At 71.3% G+C, this 26,923-nt stretch carries 26 protein-coding genes and 1 tRNA gene; 16 read left to right on the top strand and 11 right to left on the bottom strand.

From position 1 onward, the window contains the following. Positions 1-60: 60 nt before the first annotated feature. Entirely contained in the window at positions 61-1,500 is a 1,440-nt protein-coding gene (locus tag ACH4VX_RS19845) for a GH1 family beta-glucosidase (RefSeq protein WP_398368707.1), read from the top strand. A gap of 91 nt (positions 1,501-1,591) precedes the next feature. Here the strand turns inward: ACH4VX_RS19845 and ACH4VX_RS19840 are convergent, their stop codons facing one another. From ACH4VX_RS19840 to ACH4VX_RS19830, 3 genes are all read right to left on the bottom strand, one after another. Beyond that, positions 1,592-3,058 carry a cellulose binding domain-containing protein gene (locus ACH4VX_RS19840; protein ID WP_398368706.1) on the bottom strand — a complete coding sequence of 489 codons (1,467 nt, stop codon included), beginning with the start codon at positions 3,056-3,058 and terminating at the stop codon, positions 1,592-1,594. Positions 3,059-3,165: 107 nt separating this feature from the next. Continuing rightward, positions 3,166-4,578 (bottom strand): sensor histidine kinase, encoded by a 1,413-nt coding sequence (locus tag ACH4VX_RS19835; protein WP_398368705.1) that lies wholly within the window; start codon positions 4,576-4,578, stop codon positions 3,166-3,168. Further along, complete coding sequence (locus ACH4VX_RS19830) at positions 4,575-5,312, bottom strand: response regulator transcription factor (RefSeq protein WP_398368704.1); 738 nt, start codon at positions 5,310-5,312, stop codon at positions 4,575-4,577. Before ACH4VX_RS19830 ends, ACH4VX_RS19835 begins: the two co-directional genes overlap by 4 nt. 110 nt (positions 5,313-5,422) lie before the next feature. Here ACH4VX_RS19830 and ACH4VX_RS19825 point away from each other — a divergent pair, with 110 nt between their 5' ends. Beyond that, positions 5,423-5,989, top strand: coding sequence for a hypothetical protein (locus tag ACH4VX_RS19825; protein ID WP_398368703.1), 567 nt, complete (start codon positions 5,423-5,425; stop codon positions 5,987-5,989). A 73-nt stretch (positions 5,990-6,062) separates the two neighbouring features. Here the strand turns inward: ACH4VX_RS19825 and ACH4VX_RS19820 are convergent, their stop codons facing one another. Next, positions 6,063-6,932: a spermidine synthase gene (locus ACH4VX_RS19820; RefSeq protein ID WP_398368702.1), complete on the bottom strand. Its 870-nt coding sequence runs from the start codon at positions 6,930-6,932 to the stop codon at positions 6,063-6,065. Between the two features lie 115 nt (positions 6,933-7,047). Then, a complete protein-coding gene (locus ACH4VX_RS19815) occupies positions 7,048-7,455 on the bottom strand; it encodes a hypothetical protein (protein WP_398368701.1) in 408 nt (135 codons plus the stop codon). 235 nt (positions 7,456-7,690) lie between these two features. On the opposite strand from ACH4VX_RS19815, the gene ACH4VX_RS19810 reads away from it, so the two are divergent. Then, positions 7,691-9,139 carry a hypothetical protein gene (locus tag ACH4VX_RS19810; protein ID WP_398368700.1) on the top strand — a complete coding sequence of 483 codons (1,449 nt, stop codon included), beginning with the start codon at positions 7,691-7,693 and terminating at the stop codon, positions 9,137-9,139. A gap of 290 nt (positions 9,140-9,429) precedes the next feature. Here ACH4VX_RS19810 and ACH4VX_RS19805 read toward each other — a convergent pair whose 3' ends face one another. Continuing rightward, the gene (locus ACH4VX_RS19805; protein ID WP_398368699.1) at positions 9,430-10,029 is read right to left on the bottom strand and encodes a histidine phosphatase family protein; all 600 of its coding nucleotides are present in this window, start codon (positions 10,027-10,029) and stop codon (positions 9,430-9,432) included. A 186-nt stretch (positions 10,030-10,215) separates the two neighbouring features. On the opposite strand from ACH4VX_RS19805, the gene ACH4VX_RS19800 reads away from it, so the two are divergent. Genes ACH4VX_RS19800 through ACH4VX_RS19785 form a run of 4 tightly spaced genes read left to right on the top strand, consistent with a single transcriptional unit; the run spans position 10,216 to position 15,221 of the window. Further along, complete coding sequence (locus tag ACH4VX_RS19800; protein WP_398368698.1) at positions 10,216-11,175, top strand: phosphatase PAP2 family protein; 960 nt, start codon at positions 10,216-10,218, stop codon at positions 11,173-11,175. Next, a complete protein-coding gene (locus ACH4VX_RS19795) occupies positions 11,126-12,268 on the top strand; it encodes a hypothetical protein (RefSeq protein ID WP_398368697.1) in 1,143 nt (380 codons plus the stop codon). Before ACH4VX_RS19800 ends, ACH4VX_RS19795 begins: the two co-directional genes overlap by 50 nt. Continuing rightward, a complete protein-coding gene (locus ACH4VX_RS19790; RefSeq protein WP_398368696.1) occupies positions 12,259-13,863 on the top strand; it encodes a hypothetical protein in 1,605 nt (534 codons plus the stop codon). Before ACH4VX_RS19795 ends, ACH4VX_RS19790 begins: the two co-directional genes overlap by 10 nt. Beyond that, positions 13,860-15,221, top strand: a complete 1,362-nt coding sequence (locus ACH4VX_RS19785) for an AAA family ATPase (RefSeq protein ID WP_398368695.1) — start codon at positions 13,860-13,862, stop codon at positions 15,219-15,221. The genes ACH4VX_RS19790 and ACH4VX_RS19785 overlap by 4 nt, the downstream gene beginning before the upstream one ends. 267 nt (positions 15,222-15,488) lie before the next feature. Here ACH4VX_RS19785 and ACH4VX_RS19780 read toward each other — a convergent pair whose 3' ends face one another. Genes ACH4VX_RS19780 through ACH4VX_RS19770 form a run of 3 tightly spaced genes read right to left on the bottom strand, consistent with a single transcriptional unit; the run spans position 15,489 to position 17,452 of the window. Then, positions 15,489-16,466: a WD40 repeat domain-containing protein gene (locus ACH4VX_RS19780; protein ID WP_398368694.1), complete on the bottom strand. Its 978-nt coding sequence runs from the start codon at positions 16,464-16,466 to the stop codon at positions 15,489-15,491. Next, positions 16,463-16,945, bottom strand: coding sequence for a hypothetical protein (locus ACH4VX_RS19775; protein ID WP_398368693.1), 483 nt, complete (start codon positions 16,943-16,945; stop codon positions 16,463-16,465). Before ACH4VX_RS19775 ends, ACH4VX_RS19780 begins: the two co-directional genes overlap by 4 nt. Positions 16,946-16,957: 12 nt before the next feature. Beyond that, entirely contained in the window at positions 16,958-17,452 is a 495-nt protein-coding gene (locus ACH4VX_RS19770; protein WP_398368692.1) for an ATP-binding protein, read from the bottom strand. 219 nt (positions 17,453-17,671) lie between these two features. Between ACH4VX_RS19770 and ACH4VX_RS19765 the strand changes: the two genes are divergently transcribed. The 8 genes from ACH4VX_RS19765 (at position 17,672) to ACH4VX_RS19730 (ending at position 22,079) form a co-directional block, all read left to right on the top strand. After that, positions 17,672-18,523: a helix-turn-helix domain-containing protein gene (locus tag ACH4VX_RS19765; protein WP_398368691.1), complete on the top strand. Its 852-nt coding sequence runs from the start codon at positions 17,672-17,674 to the stop codon at positions 18,521-18,523. A gap of 8 nt (positions 18,524-18,531) precedes the next feature. Beyond that, positions 18,532-18,735: a DUF397 domain-containing protein gene (locus ACH4VX_RS19760; RefSeq protein WP_398368690.1), complete on the top strand. Its 204-nt coding sequence runs from the start codon at positions 18,532-18,534 to the stop codon at positions 18,733-18,735. A 127-nt stretch (positions 18,736-18,862) separates the two neighbouring features. Continuing rightward, a complete protein-coding gene (locus ACH4VX_RS19755) occupies positions 18,863-19,825 on the top strand; it encodes a S66 peptidase family protein (protein ID WP_398368893.1) in 963 nt (320 codons plus the stop codon). Positions 19,826-19,932: 107 nt separating this feature from the next. Beyond that, a complete protein-coding gene (locus tag ACH4VX_RS19750; protein WP_398368689.1) occupies positions 19,933-20,307 on the top strand; it encodes a type II toxin-antitoxin system RelE/ParE family toxin in 375 nt (124 codons plus the stop codon). Next, positions 20,304-20,672 (top strand): helix-turn-helix domain-containing protein, encoded by a 369-nt coding sequence (locus ACH4VX_RS19745; protein ID WP_398368688.1) that lies wholly within the window; start codon positions 20,304-20,306, stop codon positions 20,670-20,672. Before ACH4VX_RS19750 ends, ACH4VX_RS19745 begins: the two co-directional genes overlap by 4 nt. Positions 20,673-20,966: 294 nt before the next feature. After that, positions 20,967-21,335 carry a hypothetical protein gene (locus ACH4VX_RS19740; RefSeq protein WP_398368687.1) on the top strand — a complete coding sequence of 123 codons (369 nt, stop codon included), beginning with the start codon at positions 20,967-20,969 and terminating at the stop codon, positions 21,333-21,335. 104 nt (positions 21,336-21,439) lie between these two features. Further along, positions 21,440-22,015 (top strand): bifunctional DNA primase/polymerase, encoded by a 576-nt coding sequence (locus ACH4VX_RS19735; RefSeq protein ID WP_398368686.1) that lies wholly within the window; start codon positions 21,440-21,442, stop codon positions 22,013-22,015. Continuing rightward, a tRNA-Lys gene (locus tag ACH4VX_RS19730) sits at positions 22,006-22,079 on the top strand. The genes ACH4VX_RS19735 and ACH4VX_RS19730 overlap by 10 nt, the downstream gene beginning before the upstream one ends. 46 nt (positions 22,080-22,125) lie before the next feature. On the opposite strand, the gene ACH4VX_RS19725 is transcribed toward ACH4VX_RS19730, so the two are convergent. Further along, complete coding sequence (locus tag ACH4VX_RS19725) at positions 22,126-23,343, bottom strand: M6 family metalloprotease domain-containing protein (protein ID WP_398368685.1); 1,218 nt, start codon at positions 23,341-23,343, stop codon at positions 22,126-22,128. Positions 23,344-23,810: 467 nt separating this feature from the next. Between ACH4VX_RS19725 and ACH4VX_RS19720 the strand changes: the two genes are divergently transcribed. Beyond that, entirely contained in the window at positions 23,811-25,676 is a 1,866-nt protein-coding gene (locus ACH4VX_RS19720; protein WP_398368684.1) for a putative bifunctional diguanylate cyclase/phosphodiesterase, read from the top strand. Here the strand turns inward: ACH4VX_RS19720 and ACH4VX_RS19715 are convergent. Next, positions 25,652-26,752 carry an LLM class flavin-dependent oxidoreductase gene (locus ACH4VX_RS19715; RefSeq protein WP_398368683.1) on the bottom strand — a complete coding sequence of 367 codons (1,101 nt, stop codon included), beginning with the start codon at positions 26,750-26,752 and terminating at the stop codon, positions 25,652-25,654. The two genes, ACH4VX_RS19720 and ACH4VX_RS19715, sit on opposite strands and share 25 nt — an antisense overlap. Between the last annotated feature and the right edge of the window lie 171 nt (positions 26,753-26,923).

The following is a 26,923-nucleotide window of genomic DNA, read 5'->3' as shown; positions in this document are numbered from 1 at the left end:
GCCCCTCCCCCCTCCTTTCGTACTCGTCGGTCTTCCACGACCTCCTATGGGAGCGCTTCCATGTCTGACTCCGCAACGCCGGCGACCCCGGTGACCTTTCCCCCCGCCTTCCTCTGGGGCGCCGCGACCTCCGCGTACCAGATCGAGGGGGCGGTGCGGGAGGACGGGCGTACGCCTTCCATCTGGGACACCTTCAGCCACACGCCGGGCAAGACGGCCGGCGGCGAGACCGGTGACATCGCCAACGACCACTACCACCGCTACCGCGATGACGTGGCGATGATGGCGGACCTCAACCTGAACGCCTACCGCTTCTCCGTCTCCTGGTCGCGGGTGCAGCCCACCGGCCGCGGCCCCGCCGTGCAGCGCGGTCTGGACTTCTACCGCAAGCTGGTCGACGAGCTGCTGGCGAAGGGCATCAAGCCGGCCGTCACCCTCTACCACTGGGACCTGCCGCAGGAGCTGGAGGACGCGGGCGGCTGGCCGGAGCGCGACACCGCCTACCGCTTCGCCGAGTACGCGGGGATCGTCGGCGAGGCGCTCGGCGACCGCGTGGAGAACTGGATCACGCTCAACGAGCCCTGGTGCAGCGCCTTCCTGGGGTACGCCTCCGGTGTGCACGCCCCCGGCCGCACCGACCCGGCGGCCGCGCTGAAGGCCGCCCACCACCTGAACCTGGCGCACGGCCTGGGCACCAAGGCGCTGCGCTCGGTGATGCCGGCCCGCAACTCCGTCGCGCTCAGCCTCAACACCTCGGTGGTCCGGCCGCTCTCGCCGAGCGACCCGGCGGACGTGGCGGCGGCGCGCAAGATCGACGACCTGTCCGGCGGCATCTTCCACGGCCCCATCCTGCACGGCGCGTACCCGGAGACGCTGCTGGAAGCGACCTCGTCGATCACCGACTGGTCGTGCATCCAGGACGGCGACCTGGACCTGATCCACCAGCCGCTGGACGCGCTCGGCCTCAACTACTACACGCCCACCCTGGTCTCGGCGGCGGACCCGGACGCCAAGGGCCCGCGGGCAGACGGTCACGGGGCGAGCGAGCACTCGCCGTGGCCCGCCACGGACGACGTCGCCTTCCACCAGTCACCGGGCGAGCAGACCGAGATGGGCTGGTCCGTCGACCCGACCGGCCTGCACGAGCTGATCATGCGCTACCACCGTGAGGCTCCCGGACTGCCGATCTACATCACCGAGAACGGCGCGGCCTTCGACGACAAGCCGGACGCCGACGGCAGGGTGCACGACCCGGACCGCGTCGCCTATCTGCACGGCCACCTCTCGGCGGTGCGCCGGGCCATCGCCGACGGCGCGGACGTGCGCGGCTACTACCTGTGGTCCCTGATGGACAACTTCGAGTGGGCGTACGGCTACGACAAGCGCTTCGGCGCGGTGTACGTCGACTACGTGACCCAGCAGCGGACCCCGAAGTCCAGCGCCCTGTGGTACGCGCGGGCCGCGAAGTCGGGAGCGCTTCCGGAGCCGGAGCACATCTGACCGACTCCGGCTCCGGGAGACGGGGGAACGGGGAACGGGGGGGCGCGGCACTCCGAGGGAGTGCCGCGCCCCGTTTCGTGCGCCGGGCGGATTACTTGTAGGGCGCGAACGCCTTCGAGAAGGCGAACTTGTCCTGGAGGACCGAGCTGCAGGTGGGGTCGGCGGCCGGCTTGGTGCCGCCGGCGCACTGCTGGTCACGGGTGCCGGACCACATGGACAGCCAGCCCAGGCCCTTGGACTTGGCGAAGTTCACCAGCTGGGTGGCGTCGTCGACCTCGAAGATCTCGGTGACGACGTCGTTGACGCCGATCATGGGGGTGACGGCGACCGTCTTCCAGGCGTCGGCGTCGCTCAGTCCGAGGACGCCCTTGATCTGGGCCTGGGTGGCGGTGGCGGCCTGCTCGGCGTAGGTGCCCATGTCGTCGCTGTAGGCGGGGCCGTAGTCCATCGCCATGATGTTGACGGCGTCGATCCGTACGCCGTTCTTCTTCGCGTCGGCGAGCAGGTTCACGCCGTCCTGGGTGAGGCCCTCCGGCATCACCGGGAGGGTGAAGGAGACGTCCAGGTCCGGGTGGGCCTTCTGGAGCTCGGCGATCGCCTGGGCACGGCGGGTGTTGGCCGCCGTATTGGGCAGGGCGCCGCCCTCGACGTCGAAGTCGACCTTGGTGAGCTTGTAGGTGTCGACGACCTTGGTGTAGGCGGCGGCCAGCGCGTCCGCCGAGGCGCAGGTGGTGCCCAGTTCGGAGCCGGCCGCGCCGCCGAAGGAGACCCGGACGTCGCCGCCCTGGGCGCGCAGCGCGCCGATCTGCCCGGCCACCGCGTTGTTGCCGAGGTCGCTGACGCCACCCCACTTGGGGGTGCAGCCGCCGCCGTCGGTGATGAAGGCGAGGTTGTAGTTCTTCACGCCGGTCGCCTCGGCGCTCGCGACCAGGTCGAAGGCGGGGAAGAGGGAGGTGTCGACGTACGGTGCGAAGCCGGCGCCGGTGCCGGTGCCGGTGCCGGTTCCGGTTCCGGTGCTTTCGGTGGGTTCGGCGGTCGGCTCCTGCGTCCCGGTCGGCTCCTCGGTGGGGGTCGGCTGTGTGGTGGGGGTGGGGGCGTCGGTGGGACGGCCGCTGGGTTCGGGCGTGGGGGCGCCGTCCGTGCCGCACCGGGCGCCGTCGACCAGGCAGCCGGTCGGGTTCCCGGTGCCCTTGGCGACGAAGCCGACGGTGACGGACTCGCCGGCGGCCAGGCCGTCGGTGTCCCACTTGGCCGACCGCACGGTGACGTGCCGGCCGCTCACACTCGACTCGGCGTTCCACAGCGAGCCGAGCTCGGTGCCGGCGGGCAGGTCGAACTCCAGCTTCCAGTCCTGGTCGCGCTCACCGCTGTTGTTGGTCACCACGTACTGGGCGGTGTAGCCGGTCGACCACTCGCTGGTCCTGGTGTACGCCGCGCCGACGCCGGCCGCCTGGGCGGTGCTGGTGAACAGGAACGCGCCGCCGCCGGCGACGGCCGCGGCGACCACGCCGCCGATCGCCTTGTTCCTGCCGCTGACCCTGCGCCGGTGCGTGCTCATCGCGTGCCTGCCTTCGTTGCCGTTCGGGGGTGTGCGGCAGCACGCTAGCGAGCCGGATTCGGACAAACTTCCTGTTCCGGGAGGCCGTTGAGGATCTTAGGGTGCGCTTAAGGAAGGGATCGGGGCCGGTTAAAGGAGGCGACCAGCCGGCCCGGTCCGCGACGGCGGCGTACGGTCCCCCGGTGCCCACGCCGCCGGGGTGCCCGCTCGCGTCCGTCGAGCTGGATCCAGATCCGCACCTCGGTCCCGCCGAGCACGGACGAGCCGATCCGTACGTCCCCGCCGGTCGACTCGGCGAGCCGGCGCACGATGTCCAGGCCGAGCCCGGTGGAGCCGTCGTTCCCGGAGCCCCGGCCGCGGGCCATCGCCCCCTCGGGGTCGGGTATGCCGGGGCCCGCGTCGGAGACCAGCACGATCACCGCGTCCTCGCCGTTGTGCACGTCGACCGCGAACGCGGTGCCCTCGGCGGTGTGCCGGAAGACGTTGCCGAGCAGCGCGTCGAGGGACGCGGCCAGGTCGGTGCGGGCCACGGGTATGCGCACCGGCCGGTCGGCGCCGGCCACCCGCCATTTGCGGCCCTCGTCCTCGGCGAGCGCCGACCAGAAGCCCATCCGCTCGCGCACCACCTCGGCCGCGTCGCAGCCGGCGCCTGGTCCGGCGGCGGCCGTCTGCGGCTTGGCGTCGCGGGCGGTGCGGATGATGGTGTCCACCTCCCGCTCCAGCTGCTCGACCGCCGCCCGGGTCTGCTCGGCGGCCGGGCCGTCACCGAGGGAGGCGGCGTTGAGCCGCAGCACGGTCAGCGGCGTACGCAGCCGGTGGGACAGGTCGGCGGCCAGTTCCCGCTCGTTGGCGAGCAGTTGGACGACCTGGTCGGCCATGGAGTTGAACGCCACGGCCGCGAGCCGCAGTTCGGTCGGCCCCTCCTCGGGCACCCGGGCGCCCAGCTTGCCCTCGCCCAGTTCGTGCGCCCCCTCGACCAGCCGCTGCGCGGGCCGCACCATCCGTACGCCCAGCCGGTCGGCGACCGCGACCGAGCCGAGGATCAGGGCGACCCCGACCGCGGCGAGCACCGCCCAGGCGGTGCCGACGCCGTTGGTGACCTCGGACTCGGGGACGAACACCTCGACGATGGCGATCTCCCCGCTGCTGAGCGCGACCGGCTGGAGCAGGGTCGAGCCGCCGGACACCGTGGAGGTGGAGGCGCGGCCCAGTTTCCGCACGGCCTCGATGTCCTCCTCGGCGGCCCGCCGCTGCCCTATGTCGAGGGCCTCGCTGCCGTCGCCGGCCGGGATGTGCACGGCCATCGCGGCGTCGGAACCGGCGGAGGCGACGACGCGTTCGAGCTGGTCGCGGTCGGTGGTGATGGACAGCGCGGGGGCGACGGCCGCCGCCTCCCGCTCGGCGCCCGCGAAGGCGCGGTCGCGTGCCATCTCCCGGATGACCAGACCGAGCGGCACCGCGAAGGCGACCACGACCATCGCGGTCACCGCCAGCGACACCTTCACCAGGGCCCATCTCATCGCGGTGGCTCCGCTCCGGGCGTGTGCGGCGTGTGCGGCGTCTGCGCGGCGGGCGGTTCCAGCTTCACGCCGACGCCCCGCAGGGTGTGCAGGTAGCGGGGCCGCGCGGCGGTCTCCCCCAGCTTCCGGCGCAGCCAGGACAGGTGGACGTCGATGGTCTGGTCGTCGCCGTAGGACTGCTGCCACACCTCGGCGAGCAGCTCCTTGCGGGGGACGACCACGCCTGGCCGTCCGGCGAGGAAGGCGAGCAGGTCGAACTCGCGCCGGGTCAGGTCCAGGCGTATGCCGTCCAGTTCGGCCCGGCGGCGCAGCGGGTCGACGGTCAGGCCGCCGACCCGGATGACCGGAGAGGGCGCCGCCTCCCCTCCGCCGGCTCGGGCCCTGCGCAGCACGGCCGCCATGCGGGCCGACAGGTGCTCCACCGAGAAGGGCTTGGTCAGATAGTCGTCCGCGCCGGCGTTCAACAGCCGTACGACCTCGGTCTCGTCGTCCCGGGCGGTGGCGACTATCACCGGTACGTCGGTGATGCCGCGCAGCATCTTCAGGGCCTCGGAGCCGTCGAGATCGGGCAGTCCGAGGTCCAGGACGACCACGTCGAAACGGTAGTGGGCGACCTCGCGCAGCGCCTCAAGCGCCGTGCCCACACTGCGCACGGTGTGCGAGGCGTCGGTGAGCTGCCGGATGAGCGCCGAGCGTACGAACTGGTCGTCCTCGACCACGAGAACACTTGCCATGCGCCGCACCGTACGCCATGCCGGACGGGCCGGGTGCGGGCCTGTGGACAACTCCGGACACCTCCGCCGGCGCGACACCCCCGAGGCGGATGGGGCAGTATGGGCCGACGATGCGCAGAGGACTCGTACATGTACTGGCCTGGCTGCTCGCCACGGGCGCGGCGGTCACACTGTCGTGGTGGGGCGTCAGCACCGTGATGGAGGGCACCGCCTACGACCCGCCCCGCGCCCTGCCCATCGCGGCGGCCGAGTCGGCCGACTCGGCCGACGAGAAGTCGCAGGCGGTGTCGTCGTCGACGCGGCGGCCGTCGGGGGCAAAGCGTTCGAAGGAACCCGAGGGGACGCGGAAGCCGTCGGCGAAGCCCGACGGGGCGTCGTCCCCCGAGCCGGATCCGAAGCCGTCCCGGACCACCACGCCCCCGCCTCCCCCCTCCCCCACCACTCCGGCCGCCTCCGGCCAGGTGAAGGGTTACGACACCAAGGGCGGCCGGGCGGTGTTCGACCTCGGCGAGACCTCCGCGTCGCTGGTGTCGGCGACACCGGGGGCCGGCTGGTCGATGCAGGTGTGGAAGACGGAGACGTGGATCCGGGTGGAGTTCTCCTCGGGCGCGGACCGGGTGTCGGTCTTCTGCACCTGGCACGACGGACCGCCGCGGGTGGAGATCGGAACGTACTGACGTACTGAGGGGTTCCGTCACGGGTGCCGCGGACGGATGGTCCTTGATCCGTACGCGTCGGCCGGCCGCCCGGTCACTGGAACACGGACGCGGGTGGCGCCGGTGAGGCGACCGCCGCCAGGTCCGTCACGGGGGCGGCCCCGCCGGTGAAGTCGGTGAGGTCCCTGCCGTGCTGGACGCGGCCCGGGTGCGGGTCGGAGGCGGCCCGGCGGGTCAGCTCGGCGATCGGCAGGGGGGCGTCGGAGGCGACCAGGACGGCGTTGCCGAAGCGTTTGCCGCGCAGCACCGCGGGGTCGGCGATCAGCGCGAGTTCGGCGAACCGGGCGGCGGCGGTGGCGATCTGGCCGCGCAGATGCGCGAGCGGCGGTCCGTCGGCGAGGTTGGCGGCGTAGACCCCGCCGGGGGCGAGGGCCCTGCGGACGTCGTCGAGGAACTCGGTCGAGGTGAGGTGGGCGGGGGTGCGGGCCCCGCTGAAGACGTCGGCGACGACGAGTCCGGCCCAGCCGTCCGGCACCTTGGCGAGCCCTTCACGGGCGTCCACCGAACGCACCCGGATGCGGGCCCTCGCGTCCAGCGGCAGTTCCCGCCGGACCAATCGCACCAGCGCCGCGTCCCGTTCGACGACCTGCTGGGTGGAGCGGGGCCGGGTGGCGGCGACGTACCGGGCGAGGGTGAAGGCGCCGCCGCCGAGGTGCACGGCCCGCAGGGGCTTGCCGGGCGGGGCGACGAGATCGACGACATGGCCGAACCGGCGCTGGTACTCGAAGGACAGATACGCCGGGTCGTCGAGGTCGACGTGCGACTGCGGCGCGTCGTCGATCAGCAGCGTCCAGGCCCGCGCCCGCTCCCGGTCCGGAACGAGCCGCGCGAGCCCTCCGTCGACCGGCTCGACAACGGCCTCGACGGATGCCTGGTGACGTCCACTGTTCCTGGTCCTTCCCATCCCCCCATGCTTTCAGCCTCTCCGGCGTCCGAGGAGCGGGGGTCCGGGGCGGAGCCCCCGAGGGATGGGAACGGGCAAGGGCGGCGGGGGCGAAACCCCTCCCCGAGCCCACAGCTCACGCACACCCGTCCGCAGCCTCGATCATCCGCTGGGCCTCGTCCAGCGCCTCCCGCAGCGCCGCGGGATCCGTCGCCGGCTCCACCTCCCCCGGCGGCAGCAGCCAGTACGCCCCCTCCCCCGCCGGTTCCGGCGCCGGTCTCAGCCCGCAGCCGTCCGTCTCCGTACAGACACTGCCCGGCACGTCCCAGGCCGCGGCCGTCCCCGGCGGCACCAGGAAGCCAAGGGTGTCGCACCCGTCGTCGTGCAGCACCGGCCCCACCGCGTCCCCGGCTCCGCGCCGCAGGATGTCGACCGCCTCCAGGCCCTGTCGCGCCGGAACCGTGACCACGTCACAGTCCGTACTCGGCGGTTCCAACGAATCCCTGCTCCGACTGGTCATCATCCCGGCCTCCAACGCGCACATCGGGCCCCCGGTCCACAGGGCTCAACGAGCCGGAACGTCAACGGCTACGACGAAAGTCCGCCGCAAAGGATGGCAGTTCATGGCAGATCGCGGATGACATATCCGGATTGTTGCCAAACTCCGCGTAGTGACTCCGTCACAACAGGTACGTTCTAGCCCGCCGGAAACAGGACAGCACACGTACAAATCATCCTGATTCCGGCATGGTTCGACGGTTCGCAGAGAGGACCCGGCCATGGCGTCGTCAACGGTGCCCTCGTCCCAGCCCCCCCGGCCCCCGCGGCCGAACCTCGTCTTCCGGCAACTGCGCGGAGCGCGCTCGCCGGCCGAGTTCGCCGCGGTGGTCCGGCGGGCCGCCCGTGAGATCGGCGAGCGGGTCAGCTGTGACGCGCGGTATGTGCACCGGGTGGAGGCGGGTGAGATCCGCTGCCCGAACTACGCCTACGAACGGGTGCTCCTGCACCTGTTCCCCGGCCGCACGCTGACCGACCTGGGCTTCGCGCCCCGCTCGTCGGTGCGCGGGCGTGGGGCGCGGGCCGCCGGGGACATGCCCCCGGCCCCCACCGGGAACCCGGCGAACGTCACGAGTGAGAACAGCGGGGCGTACGAGCCGTATGAGACGCAGGACCGGTACGACACGTACGACACGCACGACTACGAGGAGAGCGACGTGCTGCGTCGCGCATTCATGACCGGCGGGGGCGCCACGGTGGCCGCCGCCTCGCTGAGCCCGTACGGGTTCGCCTCGGACGCGTCGGCGGCGCAGCGCGCCGTACGCCGCGCGGGGGCGAGCGACGCGGGCGCCCTGGAGGAAGCCGTCCGCCGCATCCGGTTGCTGGACGACCGGCACGGGGCGGACGGGCTGTACCGCCGCGCGGCGGCCCCCTTGCGTGCCGCCTACGCGCTGCTGGACGCGGGGACGATCCGGCAGCGGACGGCGGACCGGCTGTACTCGGGCGCCGGTGAACTCGCCATCTCGGTGGGCTGGCTGGCGCACGACTCGGGCCGCTTCGACGACGCGCGCTCCCACTACGCGGAGGCGCTGGCGACCGCGCGGGTGACCGGGGATCCGGCCGTGGAGGCGCACGCCTTCTGCAATACGGCGTTCCTCGCGCGGGACGCGGGCCGGCCCCGGGAGGCGGTGCGGGCGGCGCAGGCCGCGCAGCGGGCCGCGCGTCCGCTCGGCTCCCCGCGGCTGATGTCGCTGCTGGCACTGCGGGAGGCGGGCGGCTGGGCGGGGCTCACCGACCGTACGGGCTGTGAGCAGGCGCTGGCCCGGGCGGGCGCCTACTTCGAGCGCGGGACCTCGGAGGCGGATCCGGAGTGGATGAGCTTCTACGGGGAGGCGGAGCTGGAAGGGCTGGAGGCGCAGTGCTGGTCGACGCTGGGCGACTGGCCGCGTGCGGCGCGGCATGCGCGGCGGGCGGCGGAACTGCAGGATCCGCACTTCACCCGGAACATCGCGTTGTACACGGCGGAGCTGGCGGACGATCTGGCCCGCGGGGGTCGGCCGGACGAGGCGGCCGAGGCCGGGATGCGGGCACTGGATCTGCTGAACGAGGTCCAGTCGTCGCGGGTGCGGACGATGCTGGCGGGCACGTCCCGTGTTCTTCTCCCCCACAGGCGTGCGTCAGGCGTATCGGCCTTCCTGGACCGCCACGAAGCACTTCCCCGGGCGGTGTGACCGCCTGCGTGGCTGCGGGCAATCGTGCCACCGAGGCGACACCCACCCTCCAACGACCGCTGGACACACCACGCCTCCGTAGCTGCGGGCAATCGTGCCGCTGGGGCGACACCCACCCTCCAACGACCGCTGGACACGCCACGCCTCCGTAGCTGCGGGCAATCGTGCCGCTGGGGCGGCACGGGTGGGCGCAGCGGCATCCCGCAAGCGCCGGGCCGCGCGACCCACCCCCGGCCCGCACCAGCGCGGGGCACCCCGAAGCACCGGGCCACGCAACCAGGGACCAGGCGTCAGGCAGCCGCCAGGTGCCCCGTCTCGTTCCAGGACTCCACGGCCGGCTCCCCGTACGCCCAGCCCAGCACCGACAGCGAGGTCGGATTCAGGCGGATACGGGCCGCGAAATCGATCGGGAGACCGAGCCAACGCGCACCGATCGAGCGCAGCATGTGACCGTGGGCGAAGACCAGCACGTCACGGTCGGCGGACCGGGCCCAGGCCACCACCTCGTCCGCGCGGGCCGTCACCTCGGCCAGGGTCTCGCCCTCCGGAACTCCGTCCCGCCAGATCAGCCAGCCGGGACGGGACGCCTGTATCTCCGCCGGCGTCATGCCCTCGTACGCCCCGTAGTCCCACTCCATGAGCGTGTCCCAGGTCTCCGCGCGGTCGCCGAAGCCGGCCAGCTCGCAGGTCTCCCGCGCGCGAACCAGCGGACTGGTGCGCACCTCGACGCCGGGCAGCCCGTCGTACGGCACCCGGTGCAGGCGCTCGCCGAGCAGCTTTGCGCCCCGCCGGCCCTCCTCCAGGAGCGGCACATCGGTCCTGCCGGTGTGCTTGCCGGACAGCGACCACTCGGTCTGTCCGTGCCGGGCCAGCAGGATGCGCGGTGCCATGGGAGACCTTCCGGGTGAAAATTCGCAGGCGGGACTCCCCCATCATCGCGCACCCTGGTCGCGGGCAACCCGGAGGGCGATCCCGGCGTCTCTCAGGGCCGAGGGCGTGTCACGGGGGACGCGCGCACACCGTAGAGTGGCTGGCCGCTGACGGAGCGCCGCGCGAGAACAAAGGGGAGCGATCGGATGCCGCACACCGAGACACCGGGCATCGAGGCTGCCCCGGCGACCCGGCTGCGCTGGTGGACGGAGCTGCCGCTCATCCTCCTGGTGTACGCCTGCTACTCGGCGGGCCGGCTGGTCGTCCGGGGCGACGTCTCCGACGCCGTCGACCACGGCCTGGCGATCCTGCGCATCGAGAAGGCGCTGTACCTCAACGCCGAGCACCCGCTGAACCGTCTCTTCACACGCGAGCCGTGGATCGGCATACCGGCCGACTTCTGGTACGCGTCGCTGCACTACCTGGTGACCCCGGCGATCCTCATCTGGCTGTTCCGCTCCCACGCGGTGCGCTACCGCGCCGCCCGCACCTGGCTGATGGCGTCCACCTTCATCGGTCTCATCGGCTTCACCCTGCTGCCCACCTGCCCGCCCCGGCTGCTCGACGCGAGCCACGGCTTCGTGGACACGATGGCCCACTACAGCGCGTACGGCTGGTGGGGCGGCGAGGCGAGCGCCCCGCGCGGGCTCGGCGGCATGACGAACCAGTACGCGGCGATGCCGAGCCTGCACGTGGGCTGGGCGCTGTGGTGCGGAGTGGTCCTCTGGCGGTACGGGCGCACGCGCCTGACGAAGACGGCCGCCGTCGTCTACCCGCTGGTGACCACGATCGTGGTGATGGGCACCGCGAACCACTACTTCCTCGACGCGGCGGCGGGCGCCGCCGTCATGGGCGCCGGCCTGCTGCTGGCCCCCGTCGTGACGCGGTCGGCGGACCGGGCGAAGGCCCGCTTCCTGCCCCGCCCCGCGGTCGCCCCGGCGGACTCCTCCGTCACGGGTTCCCCGATTGTCAGTGCCGGATGCCAGACTTCCGCGGGTGAGCGATTTCCACGGCAGCGGCACCCCGAGTCGCGGTACGGACCAGGGACCGAATCGGGTGCCTCCCCCTCGGACGCGGGAGAAGGCGCTCCGGCACCGGCTCGCTGAGCTGCGCGGCCCGGAGGTCCCGGCCAAGGCGCTGGACGCGCGCGCCCTGGCCGCCCTCGCCGCCAACCCGGGCTGCAGACGGCGCGCGATCCTCGACGGCGCCGGGGTGGACAAGGCGGTGCTGGCCGACGCGCTGGGCTCGCCGTCGGTCTTCGGCCAGTCCCAGTTCGCGTTCGTGCGGGGCAACGCGTTCGAGGCGAAGGTCAAGGCGGACGGCGGTACGGAGCTGCTGCGCCTCGCCCACGAGAAGCTGGACCGCGCGGCCGAACCGCCCGCCGGCGCGCGCGTGCCCGATCTCACCGCGCAGGGCCCGCAGGGCCGCACGGCCCGTACGGAGCTGGCGCTGCGCGAGGCCACCGAGGTGCCCGGCGCCTGGACGCTGCTCGACCACCCCATGCTCGCGCTCGACGTGGCCGGCTCCCCCGTCTTCCTGGAGCCGGACGCGGTGGTGGTGCACCCGGACGGCAGCTGGACGGTCGTGGAGATCAAGTCCTTCCCGATGCTGGACGGCGCCGCGGACCCGGCGAAGGTCGGCGCGGCGGCCCGCCAGGCCGCGGTGTACGTGCTGGCCCTGGAGCAGGTCGCCGCGCGGCTGGACCCGGCGCCTCGCGTACGCCACCGGATCCTGCTGGTGTGCCCGAAGGACTTCTCCAACCTGCCGACCGCGTCCGCCGTGGACGTGCGCAAGCAGCGCGCGGTGACCGCCCGTCAGCTGGACCGGCTGACCAGGATCGAGGAGATCGCCGACGCGCTCCCCGAGGGCACGTGCTTCTCGCCGGAGCTGCCCGCCGAGCGGCTGACCGAGGCCGTGGAGTCGGTCCCGGCGACCTACGCGCCGGAGTGCCTGTCCGCGTGCGAGCTGGCCTTCCACTGCCGGGACCGTTCTCGCGCGCAGGACATGGTGACCCGCCTGGGCCGTCCGGTACGGGCGGAGCTGGGGGGTCTGACGACGATCGGGGAGGTGCTGGCGGCGGCCCGCGGAGAGGCCGGTGATCCCGACGACCCGGCGGTGGCGGCACTGCGCAGGGCGGCGGCCCTGCGCGCGGAGGCTCTGGAAGCGGCAGCTCTCCTGGAGGTGGCTCCTTGTCCCTGATCGCCACCCTCGCCCGTCTGGAGGCCGTCAGCACCGGCCGCGCCCAGCCCGCCGCCACCGTCCGGCACCGGCACCTGTCGACGCGGCCCCTGGTGTTCGTGCCGCTCATCACCGCCGGTGAGGCGGGTGCCCCGCTCGGCGCGCTGGTGGGCACCGACCGGGACGCGCCACGGCTGCTGGTCGTACCGCAGCCGCGCGACCGCGATCTGCGGTTCGCGTTCCTGGCCGAGCTGGCCGATGTGGTGCTGCCGTACGTCGACGGTTTCGCGGACGCCGTGGAGGCCGCCGAGCGCTCCGAGACCGACCCGGAGACCGGCAAGCGGGTCAAGGTCGAGGTGGAGCTGTGCGCGGACGCGCCCCAGCTGATCGTGCCGTCCCGGGCCGGCATCGACCTCGTACGACTCCTGGGCCGGTCCATGCGGTTCCGGCGCACGGCGGAGCAGGACCCGGAGGCCCCCTTCCCCGCGCCCCCGCGCGTACCGCTGCTCGGGCGGTGGCTGACGCACTTCGGGGAGCGGGCCCGGGTGCCCGGCTCCTCGCTGCTGCTGGCCATGACCGACGTACTGGGCCGGCACTGGGCGACCGGGCAGTCCACGCTGGAGGACCAGCACCTGGGGGCGCTGCTCGCCTGGATCGACCCGCCCGAGGGACGCTCGGGGGCGGAGGCCGCGCAGGAGGCCGAGCTCGCGCGGGACGCCGACGGCCAGCTGAGGTGCCCGCCCGCGGGCCCGGCGACCGACCCGGCGTTCGACAACAAGCTGCTCGCCCCGGCCATCGAGCGCTACGACCGGGCCCGTACGGCGCTCGCGGCGGCGGAGGACGGTCTGGAGGCCGACGACCGCCTCGGCGCCCTGACCGCGGCCGAACGGGAGATCCGCGCGCTGGTGGAGAGCCGTACGCGACCCACGTGGGACGCGGTGTGGCGGGGGCTGGACCTGCTGGCGAAGCTCCCGGAGGGTGCGCGCGTCGAGGAGCGGTGGACGCGCGACCGCTGGTCGTTCACCGGTCACCGGGACCGTGTCCTGGCCGGTGAGCCGCCGCAGCCGCGCCGCGACGACGCGGTGACCGCGGCCAACAAGCTCGCCACGCGTGAGCGGGAGCAGGCCCGGCTGGAGGCGCAGGAGGCGCTCGACGACCCGCTGGTGATGGCGGCCCGGCGGCTGTCCGGGGAGGCGTTCGCGGGCGAGGTGGTCGACGTGGTGATGGCGTACAGCGAGAGCAAGCGGCCGAGCCCGCGCCCGCTGGTCACCGTCCGCACGGACGACCGCCCGCATCTCGGCGAGCGCGTGAGGGCGTACCGCTCGCTGGGCGGGAAGCCGCAGGCCATGGAGTTCGTGGGCTACGAGGACGGTCCGGAGGGCGGCCTGCTCGTCCTGCGCGTCATGGACAAGATGGGCCGGGGCAAGGAGCCGGAGGAGGGTTCGGTCCCGGAGAAGGGCGACCGCGTGTGCTTCACGCTGTTCGAGCACGAACCGCGCGGCGGGGCGAAGCTGCCCGACCCGGAGGAGACACCGTGGACCCATGGCGGACCACCCGGTGAGGAGGCGGCCGTACCGGAGCCCGCCGACCCGGTGACCGAGGAGGACGTGCTGTGACCGCCCCTGCCCGGCAGGCCGTGTTCGACCCGGGTGCGGCCGCGACCCGCGCCACCGACGCGATCCTCCGCGACACGCTGCGCGGCGCCGCGCGCGGGGTGGTCGTCGACTCCCCGCCCGGCGCCGGCAAGTCCACCCTGGTGGTGCGCGCGGCCCTGGAACTGGCGGAGGCCGGCCGCCCGCTGATGGTGGTGGCGCAGACCAACGCCCAGGTCGACGACCTGGTCCTCCGCCTCGCCGAGAAGAACCCCGACCTGCCCGTGGGCCGGCTGCACAGCAGCGACACGGACCCCTACGACAAGGCACTCGACGCGCTGGACAACGTCCGCAAGTCGGCGAAGGCGGCCGACCTCGCCGGCCTGCCCGTGGTGATCTCCACGGCGGCGAAGTGGGCGCACGTCAAGGGTGTCGAGCCGTGGGAGCACGCGATCGTCGACGAGGCGTACCAGATGCGCTCGGACGCGCTGCTCGCGGTGGCCAACCTGTTCGAGCGGGCGCTGTTCGTGGGCGACCCGGGCCAGTTGGACCCGTTCTCCATCGTGGGCAGCGAGCAGTGGGCCGGCCTGTCGTACGACCCGTCCGCGTCGGCGGTCTCCACCCTGCTCGCCCACAACCCGGAACTGCCGCAGCACCGCCTGCCGGTGTCCTGGCGTCTCCCGGCGTCGGCGGCCCCCCTGGTGTCGGACGCGTTCTACCCGTACACCCCGTTCCGCAGCGGCACGAGCCACGGCGACCGCACGCTCTCCTTCGGCGTCCCGTCGGACGGTTCGGCCCCGGACCGGGTGATCGACGAGGCGGCGGAGTCCGGCTGGGGCCTTCTGGAACTCCCCGCCCGCCACACCCCGCGCACGGACCCGGAGGCGGTCCACGCGGTCGCGCTGGTGGTCCGCCGCCTCCTGGACCGGGGCGGAGCGGCGACCTCCGAACGCTCCCCGGACCCCACCCCCCTCACCGCCGACCGCATCGCCGTGGGCACCGCCCACCGCGACCAGGCGGCAGCGGTACGGGCGGCCCTCACGGAACTCGGCGTGCCGGACGTCACCGTCGACACGGCCAACCGCCTCCAGGGCCGCGAATACGACGTCACGGTCGTCCTCCACCCCCTCTCCGGCCGCCCCGACGCCACCGCCTTCCACCTGGAGACGGGCCGCCTGTGCGTCCTGGCCTCCCGCCACCGCCACGCCTGCATCGTCATCTGCCGCGAGGGGGTGACCGGCCTCCTGGACGACTACCCGTCCACGGAACCGGTCCAGTTGGGCACGCTGGTGAAGTTTCCGGACGGCTGGGAGGCTAACCACGCTGTGCTGGCGCATCTGGCCGAGCACCGGGTGAAGTGGCGGCCAGGGGCCCTGGCCTGACGAGGATCTTTCCATTTTGCGTCAAACTAGAACGAACTTGCCGCGAAGGCCTGCGATCAGACGAGCCAAGTCGCGGGCAGTCACCCTCGCGGAATGTACGGTACACACTAGATGACCGGACATAACGGCTTTCGCCATCACTGCCGACGAAACAGGCGAACACGCGATTTCACAAAGATACGCCATGACGTATCGAGCATGCGTCACCCAATCCGCCACGGCTCTTCCTTAACCGCACGGCCTACCAGTACCGCGCCTCTGCGGCACTCAACAGAAGACACATTTGTGCACAATAATGTCCCCTCGTGTCGTGCTTGTCGCCAGAAACGCTGCATCGTTCGACCCAGTAAGGGCGCTCACAACGATGCTTCGGTTCGAAAATTTGATTGGCTCGCCCGTTTCAGCGTCCCAGACGCGCACTGCCTCGTCTGCCCCGGCCGCAAAAAGCACTGCCACTTCGCCCACCTTGGCTGTTGTGAGCGCATAGACTTCAGTGCCGCATTCAATCGGCGCGCCCACCGGCACGACCGGCACGTCGGTAGTAGCTCGCCACCTCTGCAGAACACCGGCTTGATCGCTGGAGACAAAAAGGGGATCCTCAGTCGGTAGCGCTTGAATAATACGCACTGGGGATGCATGTGCCAGAATCGGCTCCCCAATCTGATCACCAGTCACCGGATCCCAGCACCAAATCCTGCCGGCGTCGTCACCAGAAACGACGATGCCCTGGCTGTCCAACAGCGGCACGAAGGCAACGGCCATCATGCTGCCTGGCTCTTCCCTCTCCGGCGAGGTCCCCAGCAACTCACCGGTAGTTCCGTCCCAGCGATACACCACTCCGTTGTGTCCCGCACCAAAGAGCATGGAGCGGCCATCAGGCGAGGTCCCGGCACTCAAGGCCCAGACGGTCCAACCATCCCATGTCATATCAGGACGATATTGCCCAGTCAGAGCGTCCCACCACTCAATGCCGCTTTCCGTAGCGACAGCCAGCAGCAGACCTTCTCCAGGAACCGGGACCAGCACCTGGTCATTGCAGCCTGGTACTCCCTCGCCGTCGCACCAGATCATCTCTCCGGTATCAATGTCCCAACGACCAACCTGTGATCCGTCCTGCACGGCGGCAAAGAGGAGTGACTGCCCACCTGGAGCATGTCCGAGCAGAGGACCTACCACCTGCCCAACTCCTGAAGAGATGCTGGCGATCTCAAGCCCCACAAGCTGCCGCATCTTCGATCCTTTCATCGCCGTCCACCCTTACCCCTAAGTGTCCATGACCACTGTCCGGGCAGTATGCCGTTGGCCATGGCCTTGGTCACAACGTTCATGGCACTACCCCGACCTGCAGCCTTTCTGACCTCTTTCAAGTAGGTGGAATCGACTGTGCGCCCGAAGACTTGACCGTTGGTTCCGTGGAACTTTTCCGTCTCTCGCACACCAAGAAATTTCGAGAGATTCTTGGAGCACTTAACACTGCACACCTGAGTTGTAACAAAGGCATTTTGCACCTTTACTATCTTTCCACCGAGGTCCTTCTTTTGGAAATTAACATCAGCCTTATACCTCGCGGCCACTTCCTCGGCGTGCATCCCACTCTGCCCCTTACCTGGCTTTACAACAGCAACCCCAAGTTTATCCAATTTAGTTTCGAGGTCTGCTTTTATTCCCGCACTGGAAAAAACAATGAACCGCGGACTAGGCGTCCTCCCCTTACCCTCGTCCACATCGGGGAGTGTTCAATGAACGGCGGATCCGATGATCAAGGAGACGCCAGATGAGCGACACCACCATCGAGCAGATACCGCACACCTCGCCGATACCGGGGTATCACCCAGTTCACACCAGATGTACTTACCCAGGTCGCCCTCCCGGGCCAGCGGCTGCCAGCCCCATACGTCGGCACAGGCCCGGACCAGGGCCAGCCCTCGGCCGCCCTCACGGTCGACGGCCAGGTCGAGCGGCTGCAGTGGCTCCGGCGGGAGGGGGTCGGCGTCCCAGGCTCCGATGCGTAGGACGCCCGTACCCGACCAGTGGACGCATAGAGCGGCGGGGCCCTTGGTGTGGCGTACGGCGTTGCCGACCAGTTCCGTGGCCAGAAGTTCGGCCACGTCGACCAGGCGGATCAGGCCGTGCATGGTCAGGATCAGTCGGAGGGTGCGGCGGCAGATGGTGACGGCTCGGGGGTCGTTGGGGATGGAGAGGGAGTACTCCCACGGGTCGTTTTCGGGCATGCGGATTCCTTCCGGCATCAGGGGGTTGAGGGTGGGGCCGGTGTCATTGCCGCGTCCGTCATGGCAGGACAGAGCGGTGCGCTTCCGGCACCCCACATTGCGCAGTGTGCGCGGTACGTCACTGAAGGTATGGCATAGATTTATTACGCGGCAAGGCGGTCGCGTAATCTGACCCCGAACGGGTCGCCCGATCAGAGCCGTTGAGGCGAGGAGGAAGTCATGCCGCCCAGACGGCAACCCACGGCGCGCCATGCGCGTTTGGGTGCGGAGTTGAAGAAGCTGCGCGAGGCTGCCGGGCTCAAGGCCACCGAGGCGGCAAGCCTGCTCGGCGTGAACTCCGTACAGATGAGCCAGATGGAGTCCGGTATCGCCGGCGTGAGCGAGGAGCGACTGCGATGCCTTGCCGCGCACTACGCCTGTACCGACGTCGAGTTGCTGTCGGCGCTCGTGGCGATGGCCACCGGTCGCACGCGCGGCTGGTGGGAGGAGTACCGAGGCGCACTGCCCAACTCGTTCTTGGACCTCTCCGAGTTGGAGCATCACGCCTCCTTCCGGTGGGACGTCGACTTCCTGCACGTCCCGGGGCTTCTGCAGACCGAGGACTATGCACACGGCCTCTTCGCCTACGTGAATCCCGACTTCCCCGACAGCGAGAGGGCTCGTCGGGTGGAACACCGCATGCGGCGCAGAGTCGTCATCGAACGTTCCGAACCGGTGCCGTACACGGCAGTGATCCATGAAGCGGCTCTCCGTATCCGCGTAGGCAGCCGTCCCGCTTCGAGGGCTCAGCTGAACCGCATCCTGGAAATGTCCGAAGCCGACGGAGTCACCGTTCGTGTCATCCCCTTCGACCTGGACGATTTCGGCGGAGCTGGGAGCGCCATGGTGTACGCGGGCGGGCCCGTTCCTCAGCTGGACACCGTCGTGCGTGATGGCCCGAACGGCACGGTCTTCATCGACGCGGCGGCACAGCTGGGCCACTTTCGAACACTCTTCCGTAGGGTGGAGGCGGCGTCACTCGAACCGGAGCGTTCGCGTGACTTCATCCGCACGCTGGCGAAGGAGCTGTGAGGTCCGCCATGACGACCCCGGGCATCTGGAAGAAGTCGTCCCACTCGGGCGGTGGTGAGGGCAACGCCTGCATAGAGATCGCCCACCACCACCCCCACATAGCCGTCCGCGACTCCAAGGACCCGGAGCGGGCCACGCTCACCTTCCCGACCTCCGCGTTCACCGCGTTCACCGCCCACCTCAGCACCTTCGAGGTCCCGGGCAAGGAATAGCGGCCCACGCGGTCCTGGCGCATCCAGCGGCGCTGAAACCCGCCGCCCAACTACCCAGTGCCGTACCAGACTTCGCCGCACGTCAGTTCGATATCCGCGCCCCTTGCGCCCCGGTGACCGTGTCGGAATCACCTCTCCGTCCAGCGGAGTCCCCGAGGTGCTCCGCGAGCGCCTCCAGGTGGCCGTCCGTGAGGTGGAGGCACGCGGATACGAGGTGGTTCTCGGAGCATGCATGGACGGCTCGGGACATGTCAGTACTCCCGCCGCCGCACGCGCGGACGAGCTGATGTCGATGCTGACCGATCCCCGGATCGGAGCCGTGGCGCCGCCGTGGGGCGGCGAGCTGGCGATCGATCTTCTGCCGCTGCTCGACTGGGACCGGCTGCGCGACGCCGAACCGACCTGGCTCGTGGGGTTCTCCGACCTGTCGACCGCCATCACCCCGCTGACCCTCCTCACCGGGACCGCGACCGTCCACGGCAACAACCTCATGGACACTCCCTACCGGCCCCCCGACGGGCTGGTCTCCTGGCTCGACATCGTCAGCGCACCGTCCGGGCACCGGTTCACACAGATCCCGCCGGGTCGTCACAGGACCACCGGCTGGGACGACTACACCTCCCGGCCTGAGATGCGGGAGTACACACTCGACTCCCCCGGCACATGGACGCGACTGGACGGAAGCGGGGATCTGGAAGTCGGGGGCCGCCTGATCGGGAGCTGCATCGAGACGCTGTGCAACCTCGACACGTCCGGCTTCGCACGGGCCGAGGCCGCGGACGGGCTGCTGGTGTACGTGGAGGCCGCCGGCGACGACGCCTTCGCCATCTGCCGGAACCTGCACGGCATGCGGCTGGCCGGCTTCTTCGACGCGGCGAACGCGGTGCTCGTCGGACGGACCTCGGCGCCGAACGCCTCTTCACTGTCCCAGCACCAGGCCGTGCTGGACGCGCTCGGCCCCCTGAATGTGCCGATCGTCGCCGACGTGGAATGCGGCCACGTCCCTCCGTACATGCCGATCGTCAACGGGGCGCACGGCCGCCTGGTCCACACGTCGACGCGGAACGAACTCACCCAGACCCTGGTCTGACACAAGCCGCCTCCGGCGGCGGACTGAACCGTTCCGGGTTCGGTAGGCACATCAAGGCTCTACCGGACCCGGAACAGTTCAATATAGATATCTGTATAGTCTGAGGCGTGGGAAATCCGTGGCAGATCGAGATCGAGCCGGAGGTCCAGCAGTGGCTGGCGCTCCTTTCGGACCCGCATTACGACAAGGCTGAGCGTGCCGCTGACATGCTTGCCGCTCAGCCGACGACTCTCGGAGAGCCGTACTCACGCCATCTCGGCGGCAAGCTCCGCGAGCTGCGCTTCACCATGGACGGGAACGCGGTCCGCATCACCTACTGGCTTGCTTCCGAGCGGCGAATCGTGCTCCTGACGGTGTTCCGCAAGACCAGACAGCGCGAGGGCGCCGAGGTCGAGCGTGCTCAACAGGCACAGAAGGTGTGCGAAGCAGACCACGGACCCGCCGAGCACAGCTATGACCGAACGGAGGAGGAGAGCTCGTGAACCACTCCCAGTGGAAGACACGTCGGACCCGAAAGCTCCTGGGTGAGCAGGTCGAAGAATCCCCCGCCTATGCGGAGGCCGGGTACGCCTTCGCCCTCGGCCAGGCCGTCTACGACCGGCGCACGGGGCTCGGCCTGTCACAAAGCGAGCTGGCGCGGCGCGCGGGCATGACCCAGCCCCAGATCTCCAACATCGAGGGCGGCGACTCAGTGCCGACCCTGCCGCTGCTCACCCGCCTGGCCAAGGCACTGGACGCGTCACTGACCATCGACCTGGACGGTGACCACTCGACCTTCGTCTTCACCCCGCACAACGATCACCGGTCGGACGAGGCACCGCCGGGCGCAGCCTCCTCAGTGGCCTGAACCGCTGTCGAACGCTTTCCGCAGGACGGAAGGCGGTGTCACTCGATCCCGAGCGTTCGCGTGACTTCATCCACAGGCCGGCGAAGGAGCTGTGAGGACGTGCTGATCCCGGGTGCTCGGCAGAAGTCATCCTTCTCCGGCGGCGGACAGAGCGATGCATACGGCCCGGACGGCTGGGAAGCCATTCACGCGGTGCCCGAGGGCACAGCCCTCAGGCCCTCTTGCGAGGGCGCGGGACAATGGACGGTGGCCCGCCCTCCAGGGGGGTCGACCGCGACGTACGAAGGAGAAGTCATGGCGGAGCACACGCCGCGCCGGGAGCAGCCGCGGCTACGCCCCGCGCCCCTGCTGTTCGAGCCCGCGGAGGCGGCCTCGGATCCCGAGCACTTCTTCGACCTGGAGTCGATCGAGGATCCCCGTGCGCTGCTGGAGCGGGCGACCGAGCTGACGCTCGCGTTCCGTGCCGCCGCGGACCGGGCGACGGAGTTCCAGGCGGTGGCGGCGGCCCAGCTCGCCGACCCCCGGCGCTTCGACCGGCTGACACCGGCGGACATCGCCGAGCGGGCCGAGTGGACCGAGGACTACGCGAAGAAGATGGTCGAGTTCGGCCAGGGCCTGATGCGGAGCGGCGAGGGCGGTCCCGAGCGCGCCGATCCCGCATAGAGGGCATATGCCGGGCGGGCAAGATACCCCCTTTCCCGCCCCCGCGTCCCCGGTTCCCGCGACCCTGCGCAAGCGTTCCCTCACAGCGGGTAGATCTGTCCGTCATGAGCAGCCCACGGAACGCCTCCGACGCCAGCGGCGTCACCCCCGACGGTGCCGTCTGGCTCGCCTCGGCGGGCACGTATCCGCGCAGCACGCTCTCGCACTGGGGGGAGCGGCCGGACGCCCCGGTCGTGCTGCCCTGCGGTGCGGTCTTCGACGTGGTGAGCGCGCCCGCGGTCTTCGGGCGCCGGATGCTGGACCGGATGTGGGAGGAGGGTCCGGGCTCGGGCCCGGTGGCGGAGTTCCGGGGGCGGATGCTGCTGTTCGCCGCGCCCGGCACGGCGCAGCGGCTCCCGGCGCTCATGGAGTGGGAGGAGTGGGGTGCCCACGGCACGCGGACCGACGGGGTCCCGCCCCTGCTGTGCCACGGCCCCGGCGACGCGGTGACCGTCCCCGCGCCCACCCCCCGCTCCTGCTCCCGCTGGCTCGTCGCCCCCGACACCCGCCACCCCTGGCTGCCGGGCCCGGAGGTACTGCTGTGGGCGGCCGTCCGGGCGGCCCGCGCGGCCGTGCGGATATCGATTTTTCCTCCCGCCGGGCGTGATGCTAATGTCTACGACGTCAGCAGGCGCCGCTAGCTCAGTTGGTTAGAGCAGCTGACTCTTAATCAGCGGGTCCGGGGTTCGAGTCCCTGGCGGCGCACGACACGGAGAAGGCCCCTCGCGCGAGCGAGGGGCCTTCTCCGCATCTACCGGGTGTTGATCCGCACCGTCCACGCCCCCGACGCCGTGCGCCCCTCCACCTCCACCCGTACGGACTCCCCGGGCACCGTGAAGCTCTCGCCGAGGGTGACCGGTGCGTCGGCGAGCGGTGGATAGACCGAGTCCTCCCCGCACGCCCCGGTGTGCGGATGGGCGTCGACGACCTCGATGGGGCCGCGTCCCGACCGGGTGCCGCTGCTCACCCTGTACACCAGCACCCCCTGCCGGCAGGTCGCGTGGTCGTTGCCGACCGGCCCGCGGGCCTCGAAGGCGAGCACGCTGTCGGGGCCGGTGCGCACGACCGCGAGCTTGGTGCCCCGCCCCAGACCGAAGGACGGCGCCCCGGCGGCACCCGTCACCGGCGTCCCCGGTCCCGCGCCCAGCGGCTCCAGCGTCAGCCGTACCGGCCCCGCGTCCTGCACGCACCGCACCTGCCGGGGCTCCAGCCAGCCCAGCTTCCACTTGTGCCAGCCGAAGAGGTCCGGCGCGAGGGCGAACTGGCTGCCCATCAGGTCCCAGTCGCCGACGTGGGTGTCCCAGTCGCCCTTGCCGTCCACGGGCCGGTGGTAGAGGTCGGGCAGGTCGAAGACGTGCCCGGTCTCGTGCGCGAGGACGAGCCGGTCCGGGGGATGGTTCTCGAACACGGTGACGAACCGGCGGATGTCGGTGCCGTCGACGCGCAGCGGGGTGTCCAGGTTGACGACCTTCGTGGCGTCGGAGTCCACGCCCGGCGCGTCCGGGTCGGCGACGAAGTACACGATGTCGTAGCGCGAGAAGTCGACGTGCCGGTCGGTCACGGCGAGCGCGTCCCGCAGGTAGGCGGCCCGGTGGGCGACGGTCCAGTCGCGCTGTATGGCGTACTCCATGGAGGGGCGCGGCATGCGGAACCACTGCCGCAGGGCGTGCGGGCGCAGGGTGAACCTGCCGTAGGAGGCACGCTCGAAGAAGCGGCTGGTGGCGGGGAAGTGGTCGGCGGCGAGTTCGGCGGGCGTGGTCAGGGGGTGGGAGTCGGGGAAGGAGAGGAAGACCATCACCGCGTCCAGGCTCCGGGCGGGGCGGGGGTAGGCGGCGTTCCAGGTGTCCAGGCCCTCGGAGTGGTGGGCGGAGGTGCGGGTGAGGGCGCAGGGTGCCGCGGAGAACGGCTCGGCGACGGAGGGGACGCTCACCATCGAGGTCGCCGCGAGCGCCGACATCGTGGTGCACATCGCGGCGGTGCTGCGCAGCCGGGGCCGTACGCCTGATACGCCTGAGCCTCCCGATCCACCCGATCGGCTCAGTCGTTCCCGGAGGGTCTCACGGCCGAGTCCTCTCGGGGTGAGCTGACGCGGCACGGGGACCTCCGGGAGACGGTTCACGGGACACCGCACCCAGACTGTGTGGATTTGTCGTACCGCGCCTTGTTCGGCTGCACCGGACGAGTGAGAAACGCGGGTATCCGAGCGGGACCGGGCGGGACCGGCACCATGCGTACTCACGGAACGTCACAACTGGTCGGAGGCCCGCAGAACCTGTCCACCCGCGAGCAGAAACGATCGGGCAGAGATGCGGATCCGCCCTGGAGACCGGACAGTGACTGGAAGGCCCCGGCGTGGGCCTCTATGATCGGCACACTTTCCTGAAACTCTGAGACTTTCTGCACGGACAGCGATCGAGTGCACTGCGGGAGCGAGCGGTGAGCGGAACGTCCGAAGGGCCGGCGCCCGCGACAGGACTCAACCGGCCGACCGTCACAGAGAGTGAGATCGCTACGTCTCCGCGTACGGAATCCCCGCCCCCGCCGTCCCCCGCCGCCCCACCCTCCCCGTCGTACCGCTCCGTCTTCACGGCCGCGCCGCTCGCCATGGCCGTGGTCGACCGCGAGGGCACGGTGACCGGCGCCAACGCGGCCCTCGCCACCCTGCTGGGCCGCGACCGGGAAACCCTGACCGGTGCCGTCGCCGCCGATCTGGTCGACCTGGCCTCCGACGCCCGCACCTGGCACGCCTACCGGGAGCTGCTGCGCGGACGGCGGGCCAAGCTGCGCTGCACGCGCCGGCTGAAGCACCCGGAGGGGCACGCGCTGTGGGTGCGGGTGACGGTCGCCCCGCTGCCCTCCGACGACGGGGGCGTGCTGCTGTCGGTCACCGACATCGGCGACCACCGCGAACTCCAGGCCCAGCTGCGGCACGTACGGATGCACGACCCGGTGACCCGGCTGCCCAACCGCACCCTGTTCTTCGAACGGCTGACGGCCGCGCTGGAGGCGGAGTCGTACGAGGAGGGCGGCACCGGCCGGATCGGGCTGTGCTACCTCGACCTGGACGGCTTCAAGGCCGTCAACGACACCCTCGGCCACCGCATCGGCGACCAGCTGCTGGCCGCCGTCGCCGAACGGCTGACGCACTGCGCGGAGGAGACGGGCCGGGCCAGGGCCGGCACCCCGCTGGTCGCCCGGCTCGGCGGGGACGAGTTCGCGCTGCTGGTCGAGGACTCCACCGGCACCGAACAGCTCGCCGACCTCGCCGAGTCACTGCTCGACGCGATCCAGGCGCCCTTCGACCTCTCCGGGCGGCGGCTGTCGGTGTCCGCGTCGATCGGGGTGGTCGAGCGGCACGCCGCCGGGACCACGCCCACCGCGCTGATGCAGGCCGCCGACACCACGCTGTACTGGGCGAAGGCCGACGGCAAGGCCCGCTGGACCCTGTTCGACCCGGAACGCAACGCCTCCCGCGTGACCCGCCAGGCCCTTGCGTCCACCCTTCGTCCGGCCATCGACCGGGGCGAGTTCGCGCTGGAGTACCAGCCGCTGGTGGGCATGGAGGACGACCGGGTGCACGGCGTGGAGGCGCTGATCCGCTGGCACCACCCCCGGTTCGGCACACTGACGCCGAATCGGTTCATCTCGCTCGCGGAGGAGGACGGCTCGATCGTGCCGCTCGGCCGCTGGGTGCTGCGCACCGCCTGCCGGCAGGCCCGCGACTGGCAGGTGGAGCACCCGGACGAGCCGCCGATCTTCGTCAGCGTGAACGTGGCGGTCCGTCAGGTCTGGGACTCCGACCTGGTGGCGGACGTCGCCGACACCCTGAAGGAGACGGGCCTCGCGCCGCAGCTGCTCCAGCTGGAGCTGACCGAGTCGGCGGTGATGGGCTCGTCCGGCCGGCCGATCCAGGCCCTGAAGGCGCTCAGCGACATGGGTGTGCGCATCGCCATCGACGACTTCGGCACCGGCTACTCGAACCTGGCCTACCTCAGTCGGCTGCCGGTGTCGGTACTGAAGCTGGACGGTTCCTTCGTCCGCGGCTTCCAGTACGAGGAGCGCGCCACCGCCCCGCCGAACCCGGCGGACGAGGTCATCGTCGAGGCGATGGTGCAGCTCGCCCACCGGCTCGGCCTGACGGTCACCGCCGAGTGCGTGGAGACCTCGGCGCAGGCCACCCGGCTGCGCCGGATCGGGTGCGACACCGGTCAGGGCTGGCTGTACTCCCGTCCGGTGCCGCCGGACCGCATCTCCGAGCTGCTGGGCACGCCCGGGGTTCAGGCGGGCGTGGGCAATCCGTAGGCGTCGGCGATGAGTTCGTAGGAGCGCAGGCGTACGTCGCCGCTGTGGGCGTTGGCGGTGAGCATCAGCTCGTCGGCGCCGGTGCGCTTGTGCAGCTCGTCCAGGCCGGTGCGGACCTCGTCGGGGGTGCCGTGGATGACGTTGGCGTTCCAGGAGTCGACGAACTCCCGCTCCATCGGGCTGAAGTCGTACGCCTCCGCCTCCTCCGGGGTCGGGACGAGTCCCGGGCGGCCGGTGCGCAGCCGGACCATGTTGAGCGCGGCGGCCAGCACCTGGCGGCGGGCCTCCTTCTCGTCGTCCGTCGCGAGCGCGGAGACGCCGATGAGGGCGTAGGGCGCGTCGAGGACCCCGCTCGGCCGGAAGGTCTCGCGGTACAGGTCCAGCGCGGGGACGGTGTTCTGCGCCGAGAAGTGGTGGGCGAAGGCGAACGGCAGGCCGAGCATGCCGGCCAGCCGGGCGCTGAAGCCGGAGGAGCCGAGCAGCCAGATCGGCGGCCGGTGCGGGGACTGCACACCGCCCGGCGAGGTCGCCTGCACCGGACCGGGGACGGCGTGGATGCGGTGGTAGGGGTGGCCGTCGGGGAAGTCGTCGTCCAGGAAGCGGGTGAGCTCGGCGAGTTGCTGGGGGAAGTCGTCGGCGCCCTCGTTCAGCCGGTCGCTGCGGCGCAGGGCCGCCGCCGTGGCCCCGTCGGTGCCGGGGGCGCGGCCGAGGCCGAGGTCGACGCGGCCCGGCGCCATGGCCTCCAGGGTGCCGAACTGCTCGGCGATGACCAGCGGCGCGTGGTTGGGCAGCATCACTCCGCCGGAGCCGAGGCGGATGCGCTCGGTGTGGGCGGCGAGGTGCGCCAGGATCACGGCGGGCGAGGAGGAGGCCACGCCCGGCATGGAGTGGTGCTCGGCGACCCAGTACCGGTGGAAACCGCGGGCCTCGGCGAGGCGTGCGATGTCCACACCGGTGCGCAGGGCGTCGCTCGCGGTCCGGCCCGCGCCGACGGTCACCAGGTCCAGCACGGAGAGCGGGACGGGTGCGGTGCCGTGGGCGGTGCCCCGGATCTCCTCTGCGGCGTCTGCGGCCATGGTGGGGTGCCTCCTGTGGGGTGTGACGATCGCTGCGCGACGTAACAGGAGACGGTCCCCGGTTATTCCCCCCGGGGGCCGGCCGCCCCGTGACACCCGGCGGCGTGCGCGCCCGACGATCATGCGATACGATCATCCTGCTCGCTGAGGGGGTCGCCCCCGACAGTGATC

The sequence above is a fragment of the Streptomyces sp. NPDC020731 genome (assembly GCF_044334705.1).
Lineage (GTDB): Bacteria > Actinomycetota > Actinomycetes > Streptomycetales > Streptomycetaceae > Streptomyces.
The sequence above is the reverse complement of the archived record's forward strand: the minus strand, read 5'-3'. Positions and strand labels throughout refer to the sequence as shown.